This window comes from Proteiniphilum sp., from assembly GCF_034927365.1.
Classification (GTDB): Bacteria; Bacteroidota; Bacteroidia; order Bacteroidales; family Dysgonomonadaceae; genus Proteiniphilum.
Genome location: NZ_JAYFQD010000018.1, coordinates 109989 through 131840, shown reverse-complemented (window position 1 = coordinate 131840; position 21852 = coordinate 109989). Strand labels below are relative to the sequence as shown.

Sequence of the window (21852 nt, the reverse complement as noted above, 5' to 3'; positions counted from 1 at the left end):
ACAAGATTGGTAACTCCTGCCAAAAAGTCAGATTTTATGCTTTGGCAAAGATTTTGACGACACTATGATGTAAATCAGCGTGAAGCGGATTTGAAATTCTGCATTATTATATGGAACTTTTGAATTGGTTGCCACGTTTAATAATAAGATAAGGAAGGAGACAAAATATATGAACTTTAATAATTTTACAATAAAGGCGCAGGAGGCGGTACAGAAGGCGATTGACCTGGCACAGGACAATAACCAGCAGATGATTGAGCCGGCTCACTTGCTCAAAGGGGTGATGCTGGTAAGTGAAAATATAACCGGATTTCTCTTCCAAAAACTGGGTGTGAATTCTCAAAATCTGGAGAGAGTACTCGACAAGGAAATTGAGTCGTTTCCGCGTGTTTCCGGTGGTGATCCGATGCTGAGTCGGGAGGCCAATGCAGTCTTCCAGAAAGCGAACGATTTTACCAGCAAGATGGGCGACCAGTTCGTATCGCTGGAGCATCTGCTGTTGGCTATATTGGATGAAAAGAACAGCGCATCGCAGATGATGAAAGATGCCGGTATTTCGTTAAACCAGTTGCAGGTAGCCATACAAGACCTGCGCAAAGGCGAAAAGGTAACCAGCCAGTCGGCAGAAGATACTTATCAGTCACTGGGTAAGTATGCGGTCAATCTGACGGAGCGTGCCCGTAATGGTAAACTCGATCCTGTGATTGGCAGAGACGACGAGATCCGTCGCGTCTTGCAGATATTGAGCCGCCGTACCAAGAACAATCCTATCCTGATTGGTGAGCCGGGTACAGGTAAGACGGCTATCGCTGAAGGTTTGGCATACCGTATCGTGCGGGGTGATGTGCCGGAAAACCTCAAGAGTAAAAAGATATACTCCCTTGATATGGGAGCGCTGATTGCCGGTGCAAAGTACAAGGGTGAGTTCGAAGAGCGGTTGAAATCGGTGATCAACGAGGTGGTGAAGTCGGAAGGGGAGATTATCCTTTTCATCGATGAGATCCATACGCTGGTCGGTGCGGGAAAGAGCGAAGGTGCGATGGATGCTGCTAACATCCTGAAGCCAGCTCTGGCGCGTGGTGAATTGCGTGCTATTGGTGCTACTACGCTGGATGAGTACCAGAAGTATTTCGAGAAAGACAAGGCGTTGGAACGTCGTTTCCAGACGGTGATGGTAGACGAGCCGAGTGAATCGGATACGATTTCTATCCTTCGTGGATTGAAGGAGCGTTATGAGAACCATCATAAAGTGCGTATCAAAGATGAAGCGATCATTGCTGCCGTGCAGCTCTCGAGTCGCTATATCACCGATCGTTTCCTGCCCGACAAGGCGATCGACCTGATGGACGAAGCGGCTGCCAAACTGCGTATGGAAGTCGACTCCGTTCCCGAAGAACTGGATGAGATCATGCGTAGGATCAAGCAGTTGGAGATAGAACGTGAAGCGATACGTCGCGAAAATGATACCCAGAAAGAGGAGTTGCTCACCAAACAGATTGAAGATCTGCGTGCCGAAGAATCGGATTACAAAGCCAAATGGCAGTCCGAAAAGAATATCATCAATAAGATCCAACAGGATAAAATCGATATTGAAAATGCCAAGTTTGAGGCAGAGCGTGCCGAACGAGAAGGGAATTATGGTAAAGTGGCCGAATTGCGTTATGGTACGATCAAGGAGAAGGAAAATGAGATTGAAGAGCTGCAGAAACAGTTGCATGAACGGCAGGGTGGTCGGGCCATGATCAAGGAGGAGGTCGATTCCGAAGATATTGCCGATGTAGTATCGCGCTGGACCGGTATTCCTGTCAGCAAAATGATGCAGAGTGAACGGGAGAAACTGCTACACCTTGAAGAAGAATTGCATAAACGTGTGGTCGGTCAGGAGGAAGCGATCACCGCTGTGGCCGATGCAGTGCGCCGTAATCGTGCCGGATTGAGTGATCCTAAACGTCCTGTCGGTTCTTTTATCTTCCTGGGGACGACAGGGGTAGGTAAGACCGAGTTGGCGAAAGCACTGGCCGAGTATCTGTTTGATGATGAGAATATGATGACCCGTATCGATATGAGTGAATATCAGGAGAAATTCAGCGCTACACGATTGATCGGTGCGCCTCCGGGATATGTAGGCTATGATGAAGGTGGACAACTTACCGAAGCGATTCGTCGTAAGCCTTATTCGGTAGTGCTATTCGATGAGATCGAGAAAGCACATCCCGATGTATTCAATATTCTATTGCAGGTGTTGGATGACGGACGTCTGACAGATAACAAGGGTAGGGTGGTGAACTTCAAGAATACCATTATTATCATGACCTCCAATATGGGGTCGAACCTGATCCGGGAGAATTTTGAGAGGATCACTCCTTCGAACCGTGAAGAGATCATCGATAATACCCGAAATCTGGTGATGGACATGTTGAAAAGGACTATCCGTCCGGAATTCCTGAACCGTATCGACGATATCATCATGTTTGCTCCGTTGAAAGAGGATGAGATTGAACAGATTGTACGCATACAATTGGGTGCCGTAGGCAAGATGCTCTCGGAGAATGGTATTGAGTTGAGGTATACTGATGAAGCTGTGAAAAGTATTGCTACTGCCGGTTTTGATCCTGAGTTCGGAGCACGTCCCGTGAAGCGTTTGATCCAACGTAAGGTGCTCAACCAGCTGTCAAAAGACCTGTTGGCCGGAACAGTGGACAAAACCAAACCGATTGTGATCGACGCAATTGACGATACGATCTTTTTTAGAAATTGATTATCTCTTCCAGAATCCCGGAATGAACAACGAGAGTACGGTGAATATCTCAAGACGCCCTACCAGCATAAGAAAACTAAGGTAGTATTTCATGAAAGGAGTGGCTGATTCGAATGTGCCGCTCGGACCGTATGAGCCCAATCCAAAGCCATAGTTACTGATGGATGAAAGAGAGACTCCTATCGATTCTTCGAAATTCATCCCCGTAAGTCCCAGTACGACGGCACTGATCACGGTGATGGTCACATACAGGAAGACGAAAGCGAACAACCGTGAGAGGGTTTCGACGGTAATCACTTTCCGGTTTATTTTCACCACGTAAAGTGCATTGGGATGTACCTGCCGTTTGAAAACCAGCAACGAATTTTTAGAAAGGGCTATCAGGCGGGAGATCTTCATACCACCCGATGTGGATCCTTCACTGCCGCAGAAAAGGATCATTGTCAGGAATAGAAGCCAGTAACTGGAACCCCAAAGCTGGAAATCAGTGGTGGCAAATCCGGTGGTAGTGACTGCTGCGACTACCTGGAAAAGTACTATCCGAAAAGTCTGCTCTATATCGTTCATCTGCCTTGAAACTAACAGTGCAACGGTGATGCCTACGGTGAAGAGGGCAATAATCAGGAAATACCATTTGAACTCCTCATCCCGGAGAATAGTGGCTTTAAACCGTGTGACAAGCGTCGATATGAGAAGGAAGTTGGTGCCACCCAAAAACATCAGCATGGTGATCACGTATTCGGTATAAGGGGAGTTGAAAAAGGCAATACTGGCCTGTTTGGTTGAAAATCCACCTGTGGATATGGCCGTGAGTGTGTGGCAGGCTGCATCGAATGCATCCATCGGACCTGCCCAAAGAAAGAAAAATCCGATGATGGTCAGACCGAGATAGGTGAATGCCATCTGCTTGGTGATTTCACTGATACGGGTATTGAACTGGTCTTCAGCAATACCGGTGGCCTCAGCTTCATAGAACTGGGTAGAGGTCCCTCCGAAGATAGGCATAAACGAGAGGACGAAGATGATAATTCCTATCCCTCCGATCCATTGTGTGAAGCTACGCCAGAAATGGAGCGATTTGGGAAATGCTTCAATGTTGACCAGGGTAGAGCTGCCGGTCGTAGTGAAGCCGCACATGCTCTCAAAAAAAGCGTTCGTGAAAGAAGGTATAGCACCGCTGATCAGGTAGGGAAGCGTGCCAAACAAAGCCATCATTAACCAGGAGAGGGTGACGGTGAGGAAAACTTCCCGTTTGGTAATATTATTACCCGCTGTACGCCTCCGTTTTCTAACCAGAAAAGTAATGACCATTCCGGTGCTGAAAGTGATGAGCGCTGAAAGATATATACTCTTTACGGCCGTTTCGTTGTAATATTCACCTACGAAGGCGGAAAAGAGCATAAAGATCGCTTCGATTACCAGAAGCAGACCTATTGTATTCAATACAAACTGATAGTTAAATCTACGCATGCTTTGTAGTTTGCCTGTCGGCGTGTGTACCGATGATCTGCATAATCATGATCGGTACCGTAGTAAGTTTAATTAAACAGCTTTTCGATATTTTTTAGCGATTTATTGAGAAAAAATACCACTACCTGGTCATAAGGCTCAATCAATGTGTCCCCATCGACCAGCATCGGTTCCCCGTTTCTGATGAGTGCCCCGAAAGTGATGTCGGCCGGCAGGTTTAGGTTCCTGATTAATTTTTTTGTCACTTTGGAGTTGGGTTTGGCGATGACCTCTCCCACATTGGCATCGGCAATGGTAAGGCTCTTTATGTTGGATGCGTCGGCTTTCAGTAGAAGTTCATAGATTTTACTGGCAGCGATCAGTTTTTTATTGATCACAGTACCTATATCAAACCGTTCCGCCATGGAGATATAATCATTATTCTCCACTTCTGCTACCGTTCGTTTCACACCATACTGCTTTGCCATGATACATCCCAGGATATTGGCCTCGGAACTTCCTGTAAGGGCAACAAAGGCATCGGTATCAGCGATACTTTCCCTCAAAAGGAACTCGGTATTTCTTCCATCCTCCACAAAAACGGTCACATTCGAAGGAACTATCTCCACTAACGTCTGGGCACGTTCCTTGTCTCGTTCAATAATTTTTATGCTGATGTTCTGTGGGAGTTGTTGTATGGTTCGCATCGTGATGCGGCTCCCCCCCATAAACATGATCTTCTTGGCTTCAAACGATTTTTTTCCGAACAGTTCGGGTAATGAATCGATATGCTTCCTGAGTGTTGTGAAATAAAGGATATCATCGGGCATTATCTGGTCGCTTCCTCTGGGGATAAGAGTTTGAGAATTACGCTTGATAGCCACCATGTGGAAACGTTTATCGGTCCGGGCAAGATCGTAGAGGTAGGTATTCACTATCGGGGCGTTTTCTCTTACTTTGGCAGCGGCAAGAATTACAGTCCCGTTACATAATTCCCACCAAAAGCGGGCCCATGGCGTCTTGAGTGACATCGCAATCTCCCTGGCTGCAATCAGTTCGGGATAGATCATGGAGTGGATGCCCATTTTCTCGAAGAACTCCTTGTTCTTAGGTAAGAGGTATTCGTAATTATCTATCCGTGCCAGCGTTCTCTTCGCACCTAAGTTAGATGCGAGCATGCAGGAAGTGATGTTTTTGGATTCTTCGGGAGTTACACCGATATAGAGATCGGCATTGGCCGTTCCTGCTTCGGTGAGATCTTTGAGTGATGTACACTTCCCTACATAAGTGAGTATATCACTGTTATCTCGTATGATGGCAAGCCGGTCTTTGTCGTCATCGATAAGTGTAATGTCGTGATTTTCCTGTCCGAGAAGTTTTGCCAGATGAGTTCCGACTTCGCCTGCACCTGCTATTAAAATCTTCATTGCATCTTTTGCAGTTAATGATTCTCTATTTTAACGGTTATGTATCGGTATAACAGGTGTAATCCTGTTGTGGGGTGTAAGCAGATGGGAGTGAGTGGATCCTCTGATCTCGTTATACATACTTTCAATATATTCCAGTATACCTTTTTCATCAATTCCGGTAATCTTTTGGAGTTCACTCACAGAACCGTGGGTGACAAACTCATCAGGGATACCGATGCGGAGCAGATGGATATCGGTATAGTCGTTTTCAGCAAGGAATTCTAGAACGGCACTCCCAAGTCCTCCCTTCATAACCCCATCTTCCACCGTGATGATATATTTGAATTTCTTTGCCACTTTATGCAGTAACGCCTCATCAATTGGTTTCAGGAAGACCATGTCGTAATGTGCTACACTGATACCCGCCTCTTCTGCTTTATCAATAGCTTTCGCGGCATTATTGCCGATTACTCCTATGGAAAGAAGGGCTATATCTTTTCCTTTTCTGAGTTTTCGACCTTTACCGATAGGAAGGATCGAGGGTTCGTTTTGCCATTCGGTTATCTCACCATGTCCACGCGGATAACGGATCACAAAAGGACCGTCGTTTCCATATACGGCTGTATGCATCAGGTTACGCAACTCGTGTTCATTGTAGGGAGACGAGATGACAAGATTGGGGATGGGGCGCAGATAGGCCAGATCAAAAACACCATGGTGGGTAGGGCCATCAGGACCTACCAGTCCGGCCCTATCGAGACAGAATATTACCTTTAATTTCTGTAATGCTACATCGTGGATCACTTGATCATATGCCCGTTGCATGAACGACGAGTAGATATTACAAAATGGGATCAGTCCCTCTTTTGCCATACCGGCAGAGAAGGTAACGGCGTGTGCTTCGGCGATACCCACATCGAAAACCCTGTTGGGATACTTCTCCGCCATAATATACATAGAGCATCCCGTAGGCATGGCAGGTGTCACTCCTACAATATTTTCGTTTTCCTCGCCCATCTCCAAAAGGGTATATCCGAAAATATCCTGATAAAGTTGGGTTTGATTTGCACTCTCATTCACGATCCGTTCTCCGGTCTCTTTGTTGAAAAGGCCGGGTGAATGCCAGATAGTGGCTGATTTCTCAGCCGGTTTAAACCCTTTACCTTTGACAGTCTTTATATGGAGTAACCGCGGTCCTTCCATATCTTTGATGTTGCGAAGGATACGGATCAATCCCGGCAAATCATGTCCATCTACAGGACCGAAGTATCGGATATTGAATCCTTCGAACAGATTCTGCTCTTTGGTGATCAGTGATTTGACGCTGTTATTAAATCTCAGGACAAGATTCTTTCCACTTTCCGAAATGAGATTTCGTTTCTTGAATCCCTGATAGAGATTGTTCCGTACCCTATTGTATTTTGCCGAAGTGGTTAATTTCACCAAGTAATCCTGCATACCACCCACGTTGTTGTCAATCGACATATCATTGTCATTGAGGATAATCAACAGGTTATTGGGTTGTGAACAGGCGTTATTGATCCCCTCGTAAGCTAGTCCGCCTGTCATGGAGCCGTCTCCAATGATGGCTACAATATGCCGGTCTGTTTCTCCCCGGAGATTGGCAGCTACAGCCATACCCAGTGCAGCAGAGATAGAGGTGGACGCATGTCCGGCCACGAAAGTATCGTAATTACTCTCATTTGGGTTGGTGAAGCCGGAAAGTCCTCCCAGTTTGCGATTGGTTGAAAACCGATCACGACGGCCGGTAAGGATTTTATGACTATAAGCCTGGTGACCCACATCCCAGACAAGCCGGTCGTAGGGTGTATTATAGAGATAATGCAACGCCACCGTCAACTCCACCGTACCCAGACTCGATCCGAAATGACCCGGGTTATTGGAGAGCTGTTCGATAATGAATTCCCTCAACTCACTACAAACTGTTTCCAGTTGATCGATGCTGAGTTCTTTTAAATCATCGGGGCTGTTTATATTTTGTAAATAGTTCATTGTTTCTACATACCGATTCCTCTTTAATAACGGATATCGGTACAAAATAGTTTATAAATACCAAATTCATTCATTGACTTTCCTACCTTCTCACTTTCTCACTTTCCCACTTTCCCACTTTAGTTGGCCATATCGGAGAAGAACTTGATACGTACCAGACGAATTTCAGTTTCGGTATAATCCGATAGTTCTTCCTGGGCTTTTTTCAGATCGTCGGTTTCTGCTTCCTTGAAATATGAATAGACATCTTGCAAGACGTCCTGATCCATCACCTCGTTGAGAAAATAATCGATATTGATCTTGGTGCCCGAATAAACGATGGCTTCCACTTCCGATAGCATTTCGTTGAAATCAATGCCTTTCGATTCCGCCAGGTCGTCAAGTGCAACTTTCCGGTCGATCGCCTGTACAATGGATACTTTGAGTTTTGATTTATTCGCAACGGTTTTCACGCGGAGATCTTCCGGACGGGTAATATCGTTTTCCTCCACATGTTTCTTTATCAATTCCACAAACTCTTTCCCATAACGTTTGGCCTTTCCTGCACCTACTCCGGGAATATTTTGCAATTCGTCCAACGTGATAGGATAGGAGGTGGCCATGGCTTCCAGCGATGAAGGCTGGAAAATGACATAAGGAGGAACATTTAGTTTTTTCGACAGTTTCTTCCTCAGGTCTTTCATCATGGCAAAGAGTACCGGGTCAGCAGCCCCACCACTTCCACCGGCAGAGATCACATCTGAATCATCGTTTTCAGAATCGGTTATACTATCCTCATCTTCATCGTCTTTTGTGATTTTAAAAGATGATGGCGATTTTAGGAAATCCTTTCCCTTCTTGGTGATTTTAAGAATGCCGTAGTTCTCAATATCTTTCTTCAGATAGTTATCGAGCAGTGCCTGGCGGATGACGACTTCCCATGTGTTTTCTTCTTCATCTGAGCCCGATCCGAATTCCTCCAGTTCGTTGTGCCCGTAAGTTTCTATATCGGATGAGTCCTTTCCTATAAGGAAATCTATGAGATAATCAGCTTTTTGTTTTTCTTTGAGAGCGGTAATCGCCTCCAATACAGTAATAAGTAACTCTTTTGCTTCCACTTTCTTCTTGGGATTTAAACAATTGTCACAATGTTCACAATTCGGTTCGTTATACTCTTCACCGAAGTAGTGCAACAGCACTTTTCTTCGGCATACGGATGTCTCTGCATAAGCGGCTGTTTCCAACAGCAACTGTTTGCCGATCTCCTGTTCAGAGACCGGTTTTCCCTGCATAAAACGTTCTAATTTTTGCAGGTCTTTTTCTGAATAGAATGCGATACATTTTCCCTCTCCTCCATCGCGTCCGGCACGACCGGTTTCCTGGTAATAACCTTCGAGGCTTTTAGGGATGTCGTAATGGATCACATAACGCACATCGGGTTTATCAATTCCCATACCAAAGGCAATGGTTGCCACGATTACATCTGCTTTCTCCATGAGAAAAGCATCCTGGTTGTAGCTACGCGTGGCAGCATCCATTCCGGCGTGATAGGGCAATGCTTTGATGTCATTGGCTTGCAGGATCTCTGCAAAATCGTCCACTTTCTTTCTACTCAGGCAGTAGACGATACCTGATTTTTTACCTTGGGAGAGAATATATTTTATGATCTCCCTATCTATTTGTTCTGTTTTATTTCGTACTTCGTAATAAAGATTGGGGCGGTTGAAGGAGGATTTGAACACCGCAGCATTAGTCATCCCTAGATTCTTCTGGATATCATGTTGTACCTTAGGGGTAGCTGTCGCTGTCAGTGTAATGATAGGACGTGAACTGATTTCACTGATGATCGGCCTGATTCGACGGTATTCTGGCCGGAAATCATGTCCCCATTCGGAGATACAGTGTGCTTCGTCTACGGCATAGAACGAGATGGGAATATTCCGGAGAAACTCCACATTTTCGGCTTTGGTCAGCGATTCAGGCGCTACATAGAGCATCTTGGTCTTGCCCGATAATACATCTCTTTTCACCTCTTCGATCTCCTGCTTATTCAGTGAAGAGTTCAAGAAGTGTGCAATGCCGTCCTCCTCGCTATAATTACGCATGGCATCCACCTGATTCTTCATCAGGGCGATAAGGGGAGAAATGATAATCGCCGTACCCTCCATCAGTAATGCAGGAAGCTGGTAGCATAGTGATTTTCCACCCCCGGTAGGCATCAATACAAAAGTGTCTTTTCCGGATAAAATACTTTTAATGATCTCCTCCTGGTTACCTTTAAAAGTATCGAATCCGAAATATTTCTTTAATCCTTTGTATAGTAAATCTTGTTTTTCCATTGAGCAAGTCACTCTGTAATCAAATCAGCCTTTTTTTAAAGGCAAGCACAAATTTAGGAAAGTATTTTATATTTCCAAATAAGATTTGTAATACAAAATGAATAACTGTGATTGTATTGTTATTCTGTCTAAATTCATTGATGAACAGTTGAGTGATTACATTAAAAAAAACGCAGGATGAACATGCGTTTTTTTAATTCATACGCAACCGGCTTTCACCGGCCGGGTCTTTATATCAAGAATAAAGTATCTATCAGGCCACTCTCAAATGGTGAAAATCTGAATTCTCCAACTGATGAGCAGCATATTCACGGGTGACGTGCATTTTCTTCTTCTCAGCAGTAGAAGGGAGAGTGAACATCGCTTCGATCATGATGGCCTCTACGATGGAGCGCAATCCTCGTGCACCCAGTTTGAATTCGATCGCCTTATCGACGATGTATTCGTAAGCATCATGGTCGAAAGAGAGCGTTACACTATCCATCTCAAATAATTTCTGATATTGTTTGATGATTGAATTCTTGGGTTCCACCAATATGCGTAACAGTGCATCCCGATCGAGTGGTTCCAGATAAGTCAGTATAGGAAGGCGTCCAATAATCTCAGGAATCAGTCCGAACGATTTCAAATCGAGTGGTGTGATATATTTCATCAGATTATTCCTGTCAATCACCGAACTCTGATTGCTGGCAGCATAGCCAACCACACGAGTGTTGAGACGCTGGGCGATTTTTTTCTCTATACCGTCGAATGCTCCCCCACAAATAAACAATATATTTTTGGTATTTACGGCGATCATTCGTTGCTCCGGATGTTTTCTGCCTCCCTGGGGCGGTACGTTCACCACGGAGCCTTCGAGTAACTTCAGCAGTCCCTGCTGTACTCCTTCACCGCTCACATCGCGGGTAATAGAGGGATTGTCGCTCTTCCGGGCAATCTTGTCTATTTCATCGATAAAAACGATCCCTCTCTCCGCCGCATTTACATTGTAATCGGCGACCTGAAGCAGACGGGTGAGAATACTTTCTATATCCTCTCCCACATACCCTGCCTCGGTAAGTACAGTGGCGTCCACTATCGTAAAGGGAACCTGCAGCATCTTTGCAATAGTCCGTGCAAGTAACGTCTTTCCCGTACCTGTTGCTCCCACCATGATGATATTCGACTTTTCAATCTCTACATCATCCTTGGTGTTCTTCTGCAGGATACGCTTATAATGATTATAGACCGATACCGAAAGAAAACGTTTCGCACTATCCTGTTTGATCACATACTGATCTAAAAACTCTTTGATCTGTGTCGGTTTGGGAAGTGTGGAGAGAGAAAGTCCTATATCTGACTTCTTATTGCTTTGGAACGAATCGTTCACAATTTCATGTGCCTGTTCGGCACACATGTCGCAGATAAAGCCGGTCATTCCCGAAATAAGCAGGTTTACTTCCTGTTCACTTCTTCCACAAAAGCTGCAATGATTGCTACTGTTCGCCTTTTTTGCCATTGTTTATTTCTTTTTTGTCAGGACGTCATCTACCATGCCATACTCTTTGGCTTCGACTGCCGTCATCCAGAAATCACGATCTGAGTCCCTGGCCACTTCCTCAATGGGTTTTCCCGAATGGTAGGATATGATAGCGTAGAGTTCCTGTTTGATCTTTGCAATTTCACGGGCGGTAATTTCGATGTCTGAGGCTTGTCCCTGTACACCTCCCAGCGGTTGATGTATCATCACACGGGAGTGGTTCAGGGCGAACCGTTTTTTCTCTGTTCCTGCTACCAGCAATACGGCTGCCATCGAGGCGGCAATACCGGTACAAATGGTAGATATATCGCTTGAGATAAATTGCATCGTGTCGTAAATGCCTAATCCAGCATAAACTGACCCTCCCGGTGAGTTGATGTAAATAGAGATATCTTTTCCCGGATCGGATGAGTCGAGATAGAGTAATTGAGCCTGGATCACATTGGCTGTGTAATCATCGACAGCGGTGCCGAGGAAGATGATACGATCCATCATCAAACGGGAAAAGACATCCATCTGTGCTACATTCAGTTGCCGTTCCTCTATGATGGTGGGAGAGATATAGCCTCCCTGACTTGTGATATTCATGTAACTGTCTAATCTGGAGCCGTTCATTCCCAGATGTTTCACCGCATATTTTCTAAAATCGTTATGCATAAAATTTTGTTTGATGTTTATAATTCTAAATTACTATCGTTTATACCATTGCAAACAGAGTGCCAAATTAGCAGTGGAATGCAGTTACCGACCTTAGAATTATACAACAAATTTATAACGAATTATCGAATTACAAAATAAAATACTGATAAACAATCGGTAAATTACTTATCAGGCAATTATTTTTTTGTCGAAGTTTTTCTTTTTTTTGCAGGTTTTTCAACTGACTCCGTTCCTTCTTCTGTGTCAGCAACTTCGTCGGAGGGAGGTTGGTTTGTGTCTAGCGGTTGTTCAGGAGTCGTATCGGCCGGGGCTTCATGCTGAGGTTCTGACTCCTGAGTAGGCTCTTCTGCATGTTCATCATGTTGATGCATATGCCCGCTCATCAGTTCGTTGAAATCTTTTGAAGTGATCTCTTTCTCAATGACGGTCACATTCTCTTTCAGCCAGTCGATGATTTTGTTTTCAGTAGCCCGGTCGAACAGGTTGCGGACTGTCTCTTCTTTTTCGAGTAGGCTCTTTGTATAGTTCTGAAGCACATCTGCCGGCAGATTGGTCATCCCATACTGCGCAAACTGAGCTCTTGCCACTTCTGTTGCAAGTGCTTCGATATCTGAGAATTCGACCTTTATTTCATTTTCTTCCACTATTTTTTGCCTTGCTACGTGGAACTTCAAGTCTTCCAGAATTTTCGGGAAATCTTTTTCAATCTCATCGGCCGTACGTTTTTCATCAGCAGCGAGCAACCAACGCTTCAATAATTCATCGGGGAAGGTTACTTCTTCCATCATCTTCACTATAAGATCACGTACCTCGTGAATGAAAAGATGATCGACATCCGGTTTGAATTGTTTAACCAGTTCCGTTTCCACTTTTGATCTGAACTCCTCTTCGGTAGTAACTACTCCTTCACCCAATACCTTGTCGAAGAGTTCCTGATTCATTTCCGCTTCTTTATAGCGAGTCACCTCGTTAATATCGAAACGAAAATCGGAATTTACATCGGCTACATTTTCTTTTGTGGTTTGCAGTAGAGATGCGATTTCAGCTTCATTATTGTCGTAAGCTTTCCTGGGATTGATAATCACGCTGTAGCCTACTTTTGCACCGATAAAACTGTTCCGGGTCTCTTCATCCTTTACATAGGATGGCATAAGGATAGCATTTTCAATTACTTGTCCGTCCTCTTTTTCCTTATCTCCTTCCATCTCGACGAGTATACCTTTGATTAGATCGGTATCTTTGGCTTCCTCTTCCACGGAAACGTAGGTACCGTAATTCTGTTTATAGGTATCCATCTGCCGTTCGAACAACTCCGGTTCCAGTTGTATCTTGTAGGAGGTCAGTTCGACACTTTTGTCGAGTGTGAGATCGAATTCGGGAGTAAGCGCCACGTCAAAAGAGAACTTTAGTACCTCATCATTCTCCAGGTCAATCTCTTCATCCAGATTATCAGCAGGGAGGGGTTCCCCGAGCACTTTAAGTTTGTTGTCGCGAATGAAATTTCCCATTTCGTCTGAGACAACCTTATTGATTTCGTCAACCAATATAGCTTTTCCATATAATTTCTGGATTAGACTTTTGGGTACTTTGCCCTGGCGGAAGCCGGGAATATTGGCTCTTTGACGATATTGATTCAGTGACTTGTCTACTTTCTCCTGATAATCTGCTTTTTCGAGTTCAATGACGATGGTTCCATTCACATCGTTCGTTTTGTTCAGTGTTGACTTCATTATAATATATGAAAATGATTGTTTTTTGTTGAAAGTCCGTATGATTCAACTGTTTGAAACATTTTAAGAAAATAAGATTGCAAAATTAGTGTTATTCTTTTAATCTGCAAAAAATATTTTATTGAACCCTCTGCAATTCCGTTACCGGATTATTGTAGTACCTTTGCATTTTTAATGACAGTAGCAATGAGGCCTCTTTTTTCATCCTTCACTCCAGGTTATAAGATAGCCTGGCTCTTTTTATTCCTGCTCATCGGTGTGGTAGTTGCTTCTATATTGTCGGGTTTGGTTTTAATGATATCGGGAGTGGGTAGCGAAGACAAGGTGACAGCCATTTACGTGGGATCGGCCATGCAATCTGTGTTGGCCACGGCTTTGCCCGCCTATTTAGTTGTTGCGTTGACCCATGCTGCTCCGGCGTATTATTTAAAGATGACCGGGAGTGAGCGGATAGGAGAAAAAATGATATTTGCCGTTTTGGTATTTATCTTCTCTTATTGTCTGGCTTCTTTTTTGTCCCAATGGAATAAAGGAATCGAATTCCCTGCATGGATGAGCGAAGTGGAAAGGTCATTCCGTGCATTGGAAGATGCTGCACTGGAGAATAGTAATTTATTATTGTCCGGCAAAACTGCCTCCAGCCTTGTGCTGAATCTGCTCATTGTGGGAGGTTTGGCCGCAGTATCAGAGGAGATATTTTTCCGGGGTGCGTTACAACAGTTTATACAGGAGAAGTTCATCAACAGACATGTAGCTGTGTGGATCACGGCGCTGGTATTCAGTTTGATACATCTTCAATTTTATGGATTTTTGCCGAGGCTATTGCTGGGGGGATTGTTGGGATACCTCTTTCTGTACACCCGGAATCTTTGGGTACCCATCCTGTTCCATTTTATCAATAATGCGCTGATTGTCGTCTTGCATTTTTTCTGGGGCGATACTCAATGGATACAGAAGATTGAGGAGATGCCAATCAACGGCTGGTTTCTGCTTGCTGCCGTTGCCAGTGCCGTATGTACAGTTCTGCTGTTTTGGGGATACCGGAAGAAACGTTTAATCATTTAATTGTTTAATCGTTAAATTGTTCGACAACTCAATTTTTCAATGATTAAGCAGTTCAACAATTCAATATCAAAAAAATGATACAGATTCAACATACACTTCTGTCGGACGAAATATTCCAAGAACAGTTTATTTGTGATCTCTGCAAATGTAAAGGAGAATGTTGCGTGGAAGGAGAATCGGGAGCACCGCTTACAAAAGAGGAATTTTTGGAAATAGAAGGAATTCTGGACGAGATATGGGATGACCTCACCCCCAAAGCACAGGAAGTAATCAATAATCAAGGTATAGCATATACCGATTACGACGGAGAACTGGTTACATCTCTTGTAAACGGAAAAGAATGCGTATTTACCTATTTCGATGATGATGGGATTTGCAAGTGTGCTATCGACAATGCTTACCGAGAAGGAAGGATTTCGGTCCGTAAACCGGTTTCCTGCCATCTATATCCTATAAGACTGACAGAGTACAGAGATTTCACGGCAGTCAATTATCATCGTTGGTCCATATGTAAGCCTGCTGTGAAGTTAGGAAGAAAAGAGGGAGTACCCATCTACCGCTTCCTGAAAGAGCCTTTGATAAGAAAATTCGGAGAAGAGTGGTATGAGGAGGTCTGTGAAGCAGCGCGATTGCTAAAAAAGGATAGATAATGTACGCTTTGTATTTTTTTACTCCTTTTACTTTCGAATTTTAGAATCTTGTACTATTTTTGCACACACATAAGTTAAATGTGCAAAGTAGTATGGCTTCAGCAATTTCTAAGACAAGGAAAAATCTAATCGATGTGGCCCAGCAGCTTTTCGCCAAGAAAGGTGTTGAGAATACAACGATGAATGATATTGCCGAAGCGTCACAACGTGGTCGACGCACTCTTTACACCTACTTCAATAGTAAATACGATATCTATAGGGCGGTTATTGAGTCGGAGCTCAATGTGTTGTATAGCAAGATGGAAGAAGTGATTAAACGGGATATTCCTGCCGACGAAAAACTGATCCTGCTGGCTTTTACCAGACTAAGTGCTGTAAAGGAGGTGGTTACCCGTAATGGTACGTTGCGGGCCAATTTTTTTAGAGATATCTGGCAGGTAGAGAATGTCCGTAAGGAGTTCGACAAGAAAGAGATCCGTTTCCTCGAAGGAATTATCCAGGACGGCTGTAATAAAGGAATTTTCGCACTGAAAAACGTAAAGCAGACTGCAGAGATAATGCATTACGCTTTTAAAGGGCTGGAAGTGCCAACTATCAGGGGTACATTGAAACTCGACTATAATCGGAAAGAGGATAGGGATATTATCTCGGATCTGGTTTTTAAGGGATTGTATCGGAGAAGTGAATAATAAAGAGTGAATAATGAAAAGTGAAAAATTAATTCTTCATTCTTCATTATTAATTTAAAATTAAAAAAATATGAAGTTATTAGAAGGAAAAACAGCGTTAGTGACAGGAGCGGCCCGTGGTATCGGAAAGGCGATCGCGTTGAAGTTTGCTTCGGAAGGCGCTAACATCGCGTTTACTGACCTAACCATAGACGAGATCGGTGCTGCAACCGAGTATGAAATTGCCTCTTTAGGCGTGAAGTGTAAAGGCTATGCCTCCAATGCAGCCAATTTTGAAGAAACGCACAAGGTGGTTGAACAGGTTATGCAGGATTTTGGCCGTATAGATATCCTGATCAACAATGCAGGTATTACCAAAGACGGATTGATGATGCGTATGAGTGAGCAGCAATGGGATGCAGTGATCCATGTAAACCTGAAATCGGCATTTAACTTCATTCATGCGGTAACACCCGTGATGATGCGCCAGAAGTCGGGTAGCATCGTGAATATGAGTTCGGTGGTAGGTGTATCGGGAAATGCCGGACAGGCCAACTATTCTGCCTCCAAAGCAGGAATGATCGGTTTGGCGAAATCGATGGCGAAAGAGCTGGGTTCGCGCGGTATTCGCGTCAATGCCATTGCTCCAGGTTTTATCATCACTGAAATGACCGGACAATTGTCGGAAGAAGTACGCAACGAATGGGCAAAACAAATCCCATTACGGCGCGGAGGTACACCGGAAGATGTGGCGAATACCGCACTTTTTCTTGCATCAGATCTCTCTTCGTATGTCAGCGGACAAGTAATCAATGTCTGCGGAGGGATGAATACCTGATTAGATGACAGTTCTTTACGAAGATAACCACATCATTATTGTCAACAAGTCGCCGGGCGAGATTGTGCAGGGCGACAAGACGGGTGACCAACCGTTGTCGGAGATGGTGAGGATATATCTGAAAGAGAAATACAATAAGCCCGGCAACGTTTTTTGTGGTGTGACGCATCGACTCGACCGCCCAACGAGTGGGGTAGTGGTGTTTGCAAAAACCAGTAAGGCGTTGTCGCGGCTCAATGATATGTTCCGTAATGGTGAAGTTGACAAAACTTATTGGGCTATTGTGAAGGATCGTCCTCCGAAAGAGGAGGATCAGTTAACCCACTATTTGAGCAAGAACGAAAAGACGAACAAGTCGAATGCATACACCAGTGAGAAACCCCATACTAAAAAGGCTGTATTGCACTACAGGCTGATTGCCGCATCACAGAATTATTATTTGTTGGAGGTTGATCTGGAGACGGGTCGTCATCATCAGATCCGGGCACAGTTAGCCAAGATAGGATGTCCTATCAAGGGCGACCTTAAATATGGTGCAGCCCGTTCCAATCCCGATGGTAGCATTAGTCTTCATGCACGCACCATCTCATTTATACACCCTGTCTCCAGGGAAAAAATATTGGTCACTGCCCCAGTCCCGGATGATAATCTGTGGAAATCACTGGCTCCCTCATAAATTTTTAGCAGATATTTATGTTGATTTCCTTTCCGGGTATTAACACCTGGATCTTAGATTGCATTCTTGATGACATAACCAGAAGCTCTCTAAGCGGACTTGGAACCGGACGTCCCGCTATCAGTGCATCGTTTGAACGCGGGTTGTAGGAAGCAGGTTCCGGTGTTATAAGCCTGGGTGCCTATGTAGAAAATACCGGATATACTTATAAATTAGACGGGAATAAGTATAAATGGAACTTTACTTACGATTACTCTATCGAAAACAACGATTATATCTTGTTTCTCGACAAGATTAGTCCTTTAAGAGAAAAAACGAGGAAAATACCAAAGAAAGTGTTGACGAAAAAAAGGATTTTATATTGTGCGGTTTGCGAGAAAAACGTAACAGTATTTTCCGGCAGAAAAAACCTACTGGAAAAATATGAAATAAGATCCTGAATAATGGACTAATTGGTATCCTTATTTTGATGACTAAAGGTATGAATAGGATCTGCTGCATTGTTCGAAAACAGTGCAGTGATTTAATCGGGGTCACTCTTTAATATAAATTCACAGCTCCAATACACTTTTATTCGTCCACTTTTACGATATTCGAAACTTGTTAATCAAATAAATATTCAGCGATATGCAATATAGAAAATTAGGAGAAACGGATTTATACTTGTCTGTAATTACTTTCGGAGCTTGGGCTGCCGGGGGATGGATGTGGGGTAAAACAGAGAGAAAAGATGCCGTCGACGCTATCAGAATAGCTTATGATCAGGGGGTTACCTCTATCGATACTGCTCCTGTGTATGGGCAGGGGACGAGTGAAGAGATCGTGGGTGAAGCAATAAAAGGCATACTGCGTGAAAAGGTACAGATCCTTACCAAATTTGGCATGCGATGGGATCTGGTCAAGGGTGATTTTGCCTTTGCAAGTAAGGATAATAGTGGGAATAATATCGATATTTATAAATATGCGGGAAAGGAAAGTATTGTCAAGGAGTGTGAGGACAGCCTGCGACGTTTGGGTACAGATTATATAGATCTCTATCAAATTCACTGGCACGATAGTACCACTCCCATCAGCGAAACTTTTGAAGCGGTAGTAAAATTAATTGAGCAGGGGAAAGTGCGCTATGCCGGAGTTTGTAATTATTCCGCTGCACAGATGGCGGAAGCGGAAAAAACGTTGAATCTTGCATCCAATCAGATACCATATAGTATGGTCAATCGTGGTATTGAGGAAGAGACGTTGCCATATTGCATTGAAAATAACAAGGGCATCCTTGCCTACAGCCCTCTGGAACGCGGTTTACTTACGGGCAAGATAACACCCGGTTATCAGTTTCAACCAGGTGACCACCGGGCCAACCACAAACATTTTCAAGCTGCGTTTATAGAGCGTGCCAACAGATTGCTGCAAAAGATAAAACCTATTGCAGATGAAAAAGGTGCATCCTTATCTCAGCTTGTGTTGCGGTGGACGGTTGAAAAGCCGGGAATCACCATAGCACTTGTCGGCGCCCGCAATGCCGGGCAGTCATTGCAAAACGCGAAAGCGATGGATTTAGAATTAACTCCCTATGAATTTGATTTTATCCATAAAGCGGTGAATGAATTTTAAGATAAAAATCTTATATTTGTAGGTCGGCGGGTGACCCCGGTTTACTTATGAGGAAAATATAAATCTACAAATCAATAAATCATTAATTTAGATGAAACCTACTTTATTTGTATTGGCAGCAGGAATGGGAAGTCGTTACGGAGGGCTGAAACAACTCGACGGATTGGGCCCCAACGGCGAGACCATTATGGACTATTCTATTTATGACGCAGTGAATGCCGGCTTCGGAAAGCTGGTTTTTGTGATCCGGAAGTCGTTTGAAGATGATTTCAGGGAAAAGATCGTCAGTAAATATGAGAAGAAAATACCGGTAGAACTGGTGTTCCAGGAGCTGGATATGCTGCCGGAAGGTTTTACCCTCCATCCCGACCGGGTGAAGCCGTGGGGTACCAATCACGCAGTGATGATGGGAAAAGAGGTGATTCATGAACCATTCGCGGTGATCAATGCCGACGATTTCTATGGCCGTGAGAGCTACAAAGTGTTGGCTGACCATCTCTCTACTCTGGAAAATAGTGAAAATAAATATTGCATGGTAGGTTACCGTGTAGGGAATACCCTTTCCGAAAGCGGCACTGTTGCCCGTGGTGTTTGCGAGACCGATGAAGAGCGTAACCTGACCGGTGTGGTGGAACGTACACAAGTGGTGCGTGTTGATGGAAAAGTGTGTTATAAGGACGAGAATGATCAGTGGATTGCCATTGACGATAATACTCCCGTTTCCATGAACATGTGGGGTTTCACACCCGACTATTTTAAATATTCAGATGATTATTTTGTGCAGTTTCTGAAAGAGAACGCTGAAAACATCAAAGCGGAATATTTCATACCGTTGTTGGTAAATCATTTGATCGTTAACGGAAAGGCTTCCGTGAAAGTCCTCGATACTCCCTCCGGATGGTTTGGTGTCACTTATGCCGAGGACCGCCCTGGGGTTGTAGCCAGATTGAAGAGTCTCGCCGATGAGGGAATTTATCCCTCTCCACTATGGTAAAAAGATCTTTGAGATTTTGATTTACCAAATTAGCCGCTTATGTGGATAGATATTTTCATCATTCTTTTACTGATACTTTTTAACGGTTTTTTCGCCTTGTCGGAGATCGCAATCGTATCTACGAATAAAAACAAACTAGAGGCAGAGCGTAAGAAAGGCAGGCTAGGAGCCAGACGTGCATTGAAACTACGTTCTGACTCCGGTGATTTCCTTTCGTCCGTACAGGTGGGGATTACGCTGATCGGTATTATCAATGGTGCCTATGGAGGTCAAGCCTTTACCGTTTATCTGGTACCGTTCTTCCAGCAGTTCCCTGCTATTGCTCCTTTTGCAGAAGGAGTTTCCATGGTGATTGTGGTGTTCCTGATTACCTATGTCTCCATAGTGATAGGGGAACTGGTACCGAAAACCATTGCGCTGAACAATCCCGAAAAAATGGCGATTGCTGTGGCTCCCACCATCCATGTGGTAAGTATCATTTTCTACCCCTTCGTAAGACTGTTATCGATATCGACCAATTTTGTAAACAGATTGATAGGTCTGAAGCCGAAAGAGGAAGTGGTCTCGGAAATGGAGTTGAGAGCTATGCTACGAACCGCTTCACACGAGGGAGTCATTGATGTGAAAGAAAATATTATCCACGAACAGGTTTTTTATTTTTCAGATAAACGGGCTATCCACCTTATGACACACCGTACGGATGTGGAATGGGTGGATATCAGCAAAAACCGCGAAGAGATCATTGAGGATCTGTTGCAAACAAAACACAGTAAGATCCTTGCCTGTAGGAAAGAGATCGATGATTTTGTGGGAACCATATCCATGAGAGATTTTCTGCTGCGACTCAATAAAAGGGATCTTTTCTCAATAGAAGAGTTGATCCTGGAACCGATCATTGTTCCTAACAACCTGCTCGCGCAGAAAGTACTGGAAAACTTCAAAAACAACCACAAGTTTGTGGCAGTAGTCGTGGATGAATACGGAAGTCTTGACGGAATAATCACCATTCACGATATATTCGAGAATCTGGTCGGCGCTATTCCGGAGGAAACGGAAGATGAACTTTCCGATCCTCTTATATTTATGAGAGACGACCATTCGGCCTTGATAAGCGGAGAGGCCCCTATCGAGATTTTATCCCAGCTTGATGAAGATTTTATTGTCAATTTCGATAAGATCGATTATTCTACGGTGGCAGGTTTTGTATTTGAATGTATTAACAAGATCCCGGCTGTGGGAGATCAATTCGACTATGACAATCTCCATTTTGAGATTGTGGATGTAGATGGAAACAAAATTGATAAGATTTTGGTGACAAGGAGATTAAAAGAAAAAAATGAGATATCAGTATAATAATTTACAACATTGAGATATCAGTGAAATGAATCTTTTTGGACGATTTTGCTAAGGTGGGTACATATTTGATCAAAGTGTAAAAAGAATGTTAATTAATAATTTTATGTTACATAACATAAATTTTTTCTATGCTACCTC

Annotated in this window: 16 protein-coding genes; 9 read left to right on the top strand and 7 right to left on the bottom strand. The window is 43.8% G+C overall.

What is annotated here, in order from left to right:
* Nucleotides 1-169 precede the first annotated feature (169 nt).
* Nucleotides 170-2758: an ATP-dependent chaperone ClpB gene (clpB, locus tag VB073_RS12910; protein WP_323404598.1), complete on the top strand. Its 2589-nt coding sequence runs from the start codon at nt 170-172 to the stop codon at nt 2756-2758.
* Here clpB and VB073_RS12905 read toward each other — a convergent pair whose 3' ends face one another.
* From VB073_RS12905 to tig, 7 genes are all read right to left on the bottom strand, one after another.
* The gene (locus VB073_RS12905) at nt 2759-4228 is read right to left on the bottom strand and encodes a TrkH family potassium uptake protein (protein ID WP_323404597.1); all 1470 of its coding nucleotides are present in this window, start codon (nt 4226-4228) and stop codon (nt 2759-2761) included.
* 68 nt (nt 4229-4296) lie between these two features.
* Nucleotides 4297-5634, bottom strand: a complete 1338-nt coding sequence (gene trkA, locus VB073_RS12900) for a Trk system potassium transporter TrkA (RefSeq protein ID WP_323404596.1) — start codon at nt 5632-5634, stop codon at nt 4297-4299.
* Nucleotides 5635-5664: 30 nt separating this feature from the next.
* Nucleotides 5665-7629, bottom strand: a complete 1965-nt coding sequence (gene dxs, locus VB073_RS12895; RefSeq protein ID WP_323404595.1) for a 1-deoxy-D-xylulose-5-phosphate synthase — start codon at nt 7627-7629, stop codon at nt 5665-5667.
* A 119-nt stretch (nt 7630-7748) separates the two neighbouring features.
* Nucleotides 7749-9947 carry a DNA helicase RecQ gene (gene recQ / locus VB073_RS12890; RefSeq protein ID WP_323404594.1) on the bottom strand — a complete coding sequence of 733 codons (2199 nt, stop codon included), beginning with the start codon at nt 9945-9947 and terminating at the stop codon, nt 7749-7751.
* Nucleotides 9948-10200: 253 nt separating this feature from the next.
* Complete coding sequence (clpX, locus tag VB073_RS12885; protein ID WP_323404593.1) at nt 10201-11445, bottom strand: ATP-dependent Clp protease ATP-binding subunit ClpX; 1245 nt, start codon at nt 11443-11445, stop codon at nt 10201-10203.
* Nucleotides 11446-11448: 3 nt separating this feature from the next.
* Nucleotides 11449-12123 (bottom strand): ATP-dependent Clp endopeptidase proteolytic subunit ClpP, encoded by a 675-nt coding sequence (clpP, locus tag VB073_RS12880; RefSeq protein WP_323404592.1) that lies wholly within the window; start codon nt 12121-12123, stop codon nt 11449-11451.
* Nucleotides 12124-12302: 179 nt separating this feature from the next.
* Nucleotides 12303-13856, bottom strand: a complete 1554-nt coding sequence (tig, locus tag VB073_RS12875) for a trigger factor (RefSeq protein WP_323404591.1) — start codon at nt 13854-13856, stop codon at nt 12303-12305.
* 186 nt (nt 13857-14042) lie between these two features.
* Here tig and VB073_RS12870 point away from each other — a divergent pair, with 186 nt between their 5' ends.
* The 8 genes from VB073_RS12870 (at nt 14043) to VB073_RS12835 (ending at nt 21711) form a co-directional block, all read left to right on the top strand.
* A complete protein-coding gene (locus VB073_RS12870) occupies nt 14043-14921 on the top strand; it encodes a CPBP family intramembrane glutamic endopeptidase (protein WP_323404590.1) in 879 nt (292 codons plus the stop codon).
* A gap of 74 nt (nt 14922-14995) precedes the next feature.
* Complete coding sequence (locus VB073_RS12865; RefSeq protein WP_323404589.1) at nt 14996-15571, top strand: DUF3109 family protein; 576 nt, start codon at nt 14996-14998, stop codon at nt 15569-15571.
* A gap of 92 nt (nt 15572-15663) precedes the next feature.
* Nucleotides 15664-16260, top strand: coding sequence for a TetR/AcrR family transcriptional regulator (locus VB073_RS12860; protein ID WP_323404588.1), 597 nt, complete (start codon nt 15664-15666; stop codon nt 16258-16260).
* 70 nt (nt 16261-16330) lie between these two features.
* Nucleotides 16331-17077: a 3-oxoacyl-[acyl-carrier-protein] reductase gene (gene fabG, locus VB073_RS12855; RefSeq protein ID WP_323404587.1), complete on the top strand. Its 747-nt coding sequence runs from the start codon at nt 16331-16333 to the stop codon at nt 17075-17077.
* A 4-nt stretch (nt 17078-17081) separates the two neighbouring features.
* Nucleotides 17082-17753 carry an RNA pseudouridine synthase gene (locus VB073_RS12850; RefSeq protein WP_323404586.1) on the top strand — a complete coding sequence of 224 codons (672 nt, stop codon included), beginning with the start codon at nt 17082-17084 and terminating at the stop codon, nt 17751-17753.
* 627 nt (nt 17754-18380) lie between these two features.
* A complete protein-coding gene (locus tag VB073_RS12845; RefSeq protein WP_323404585.1) occupies nt 18381-19364 on the top strand; it encodes an aldo/keto reductase in 984 nt (327 codons plus the stop codon).
* 91 nt (nt 19365-19455) lie between these two features.
* Nucleotides 19456-20358 carry a sugar phosphate nucleotidyltransferase gene (locus tag VB073_RS12840; RefSeq protein WP_323404584.1) on the top strand — a complete coding sequence of 301 codons (903 nt, stop codon included), beginning with the start codon at nt 19456-19458 and terminating at the stop codon, nt 20356-20358.
* Nucleotides 20359-20397: 39 nt separating this feature from the next.
* Nucleotides 20398-21711 carry a hemolysin family protein gene (locus VB073_RS12835; protein ID WP_323404583.1) on the top strand — a complete coding sequence of 438 codons (1314 nt, stop codon included), beginning with the start codon at nt 20398-20400 and terminating at the stop codon, nt 21709-21711.
* Nucleotides 21712-21852: the final 141 nt, after the last annotated feature.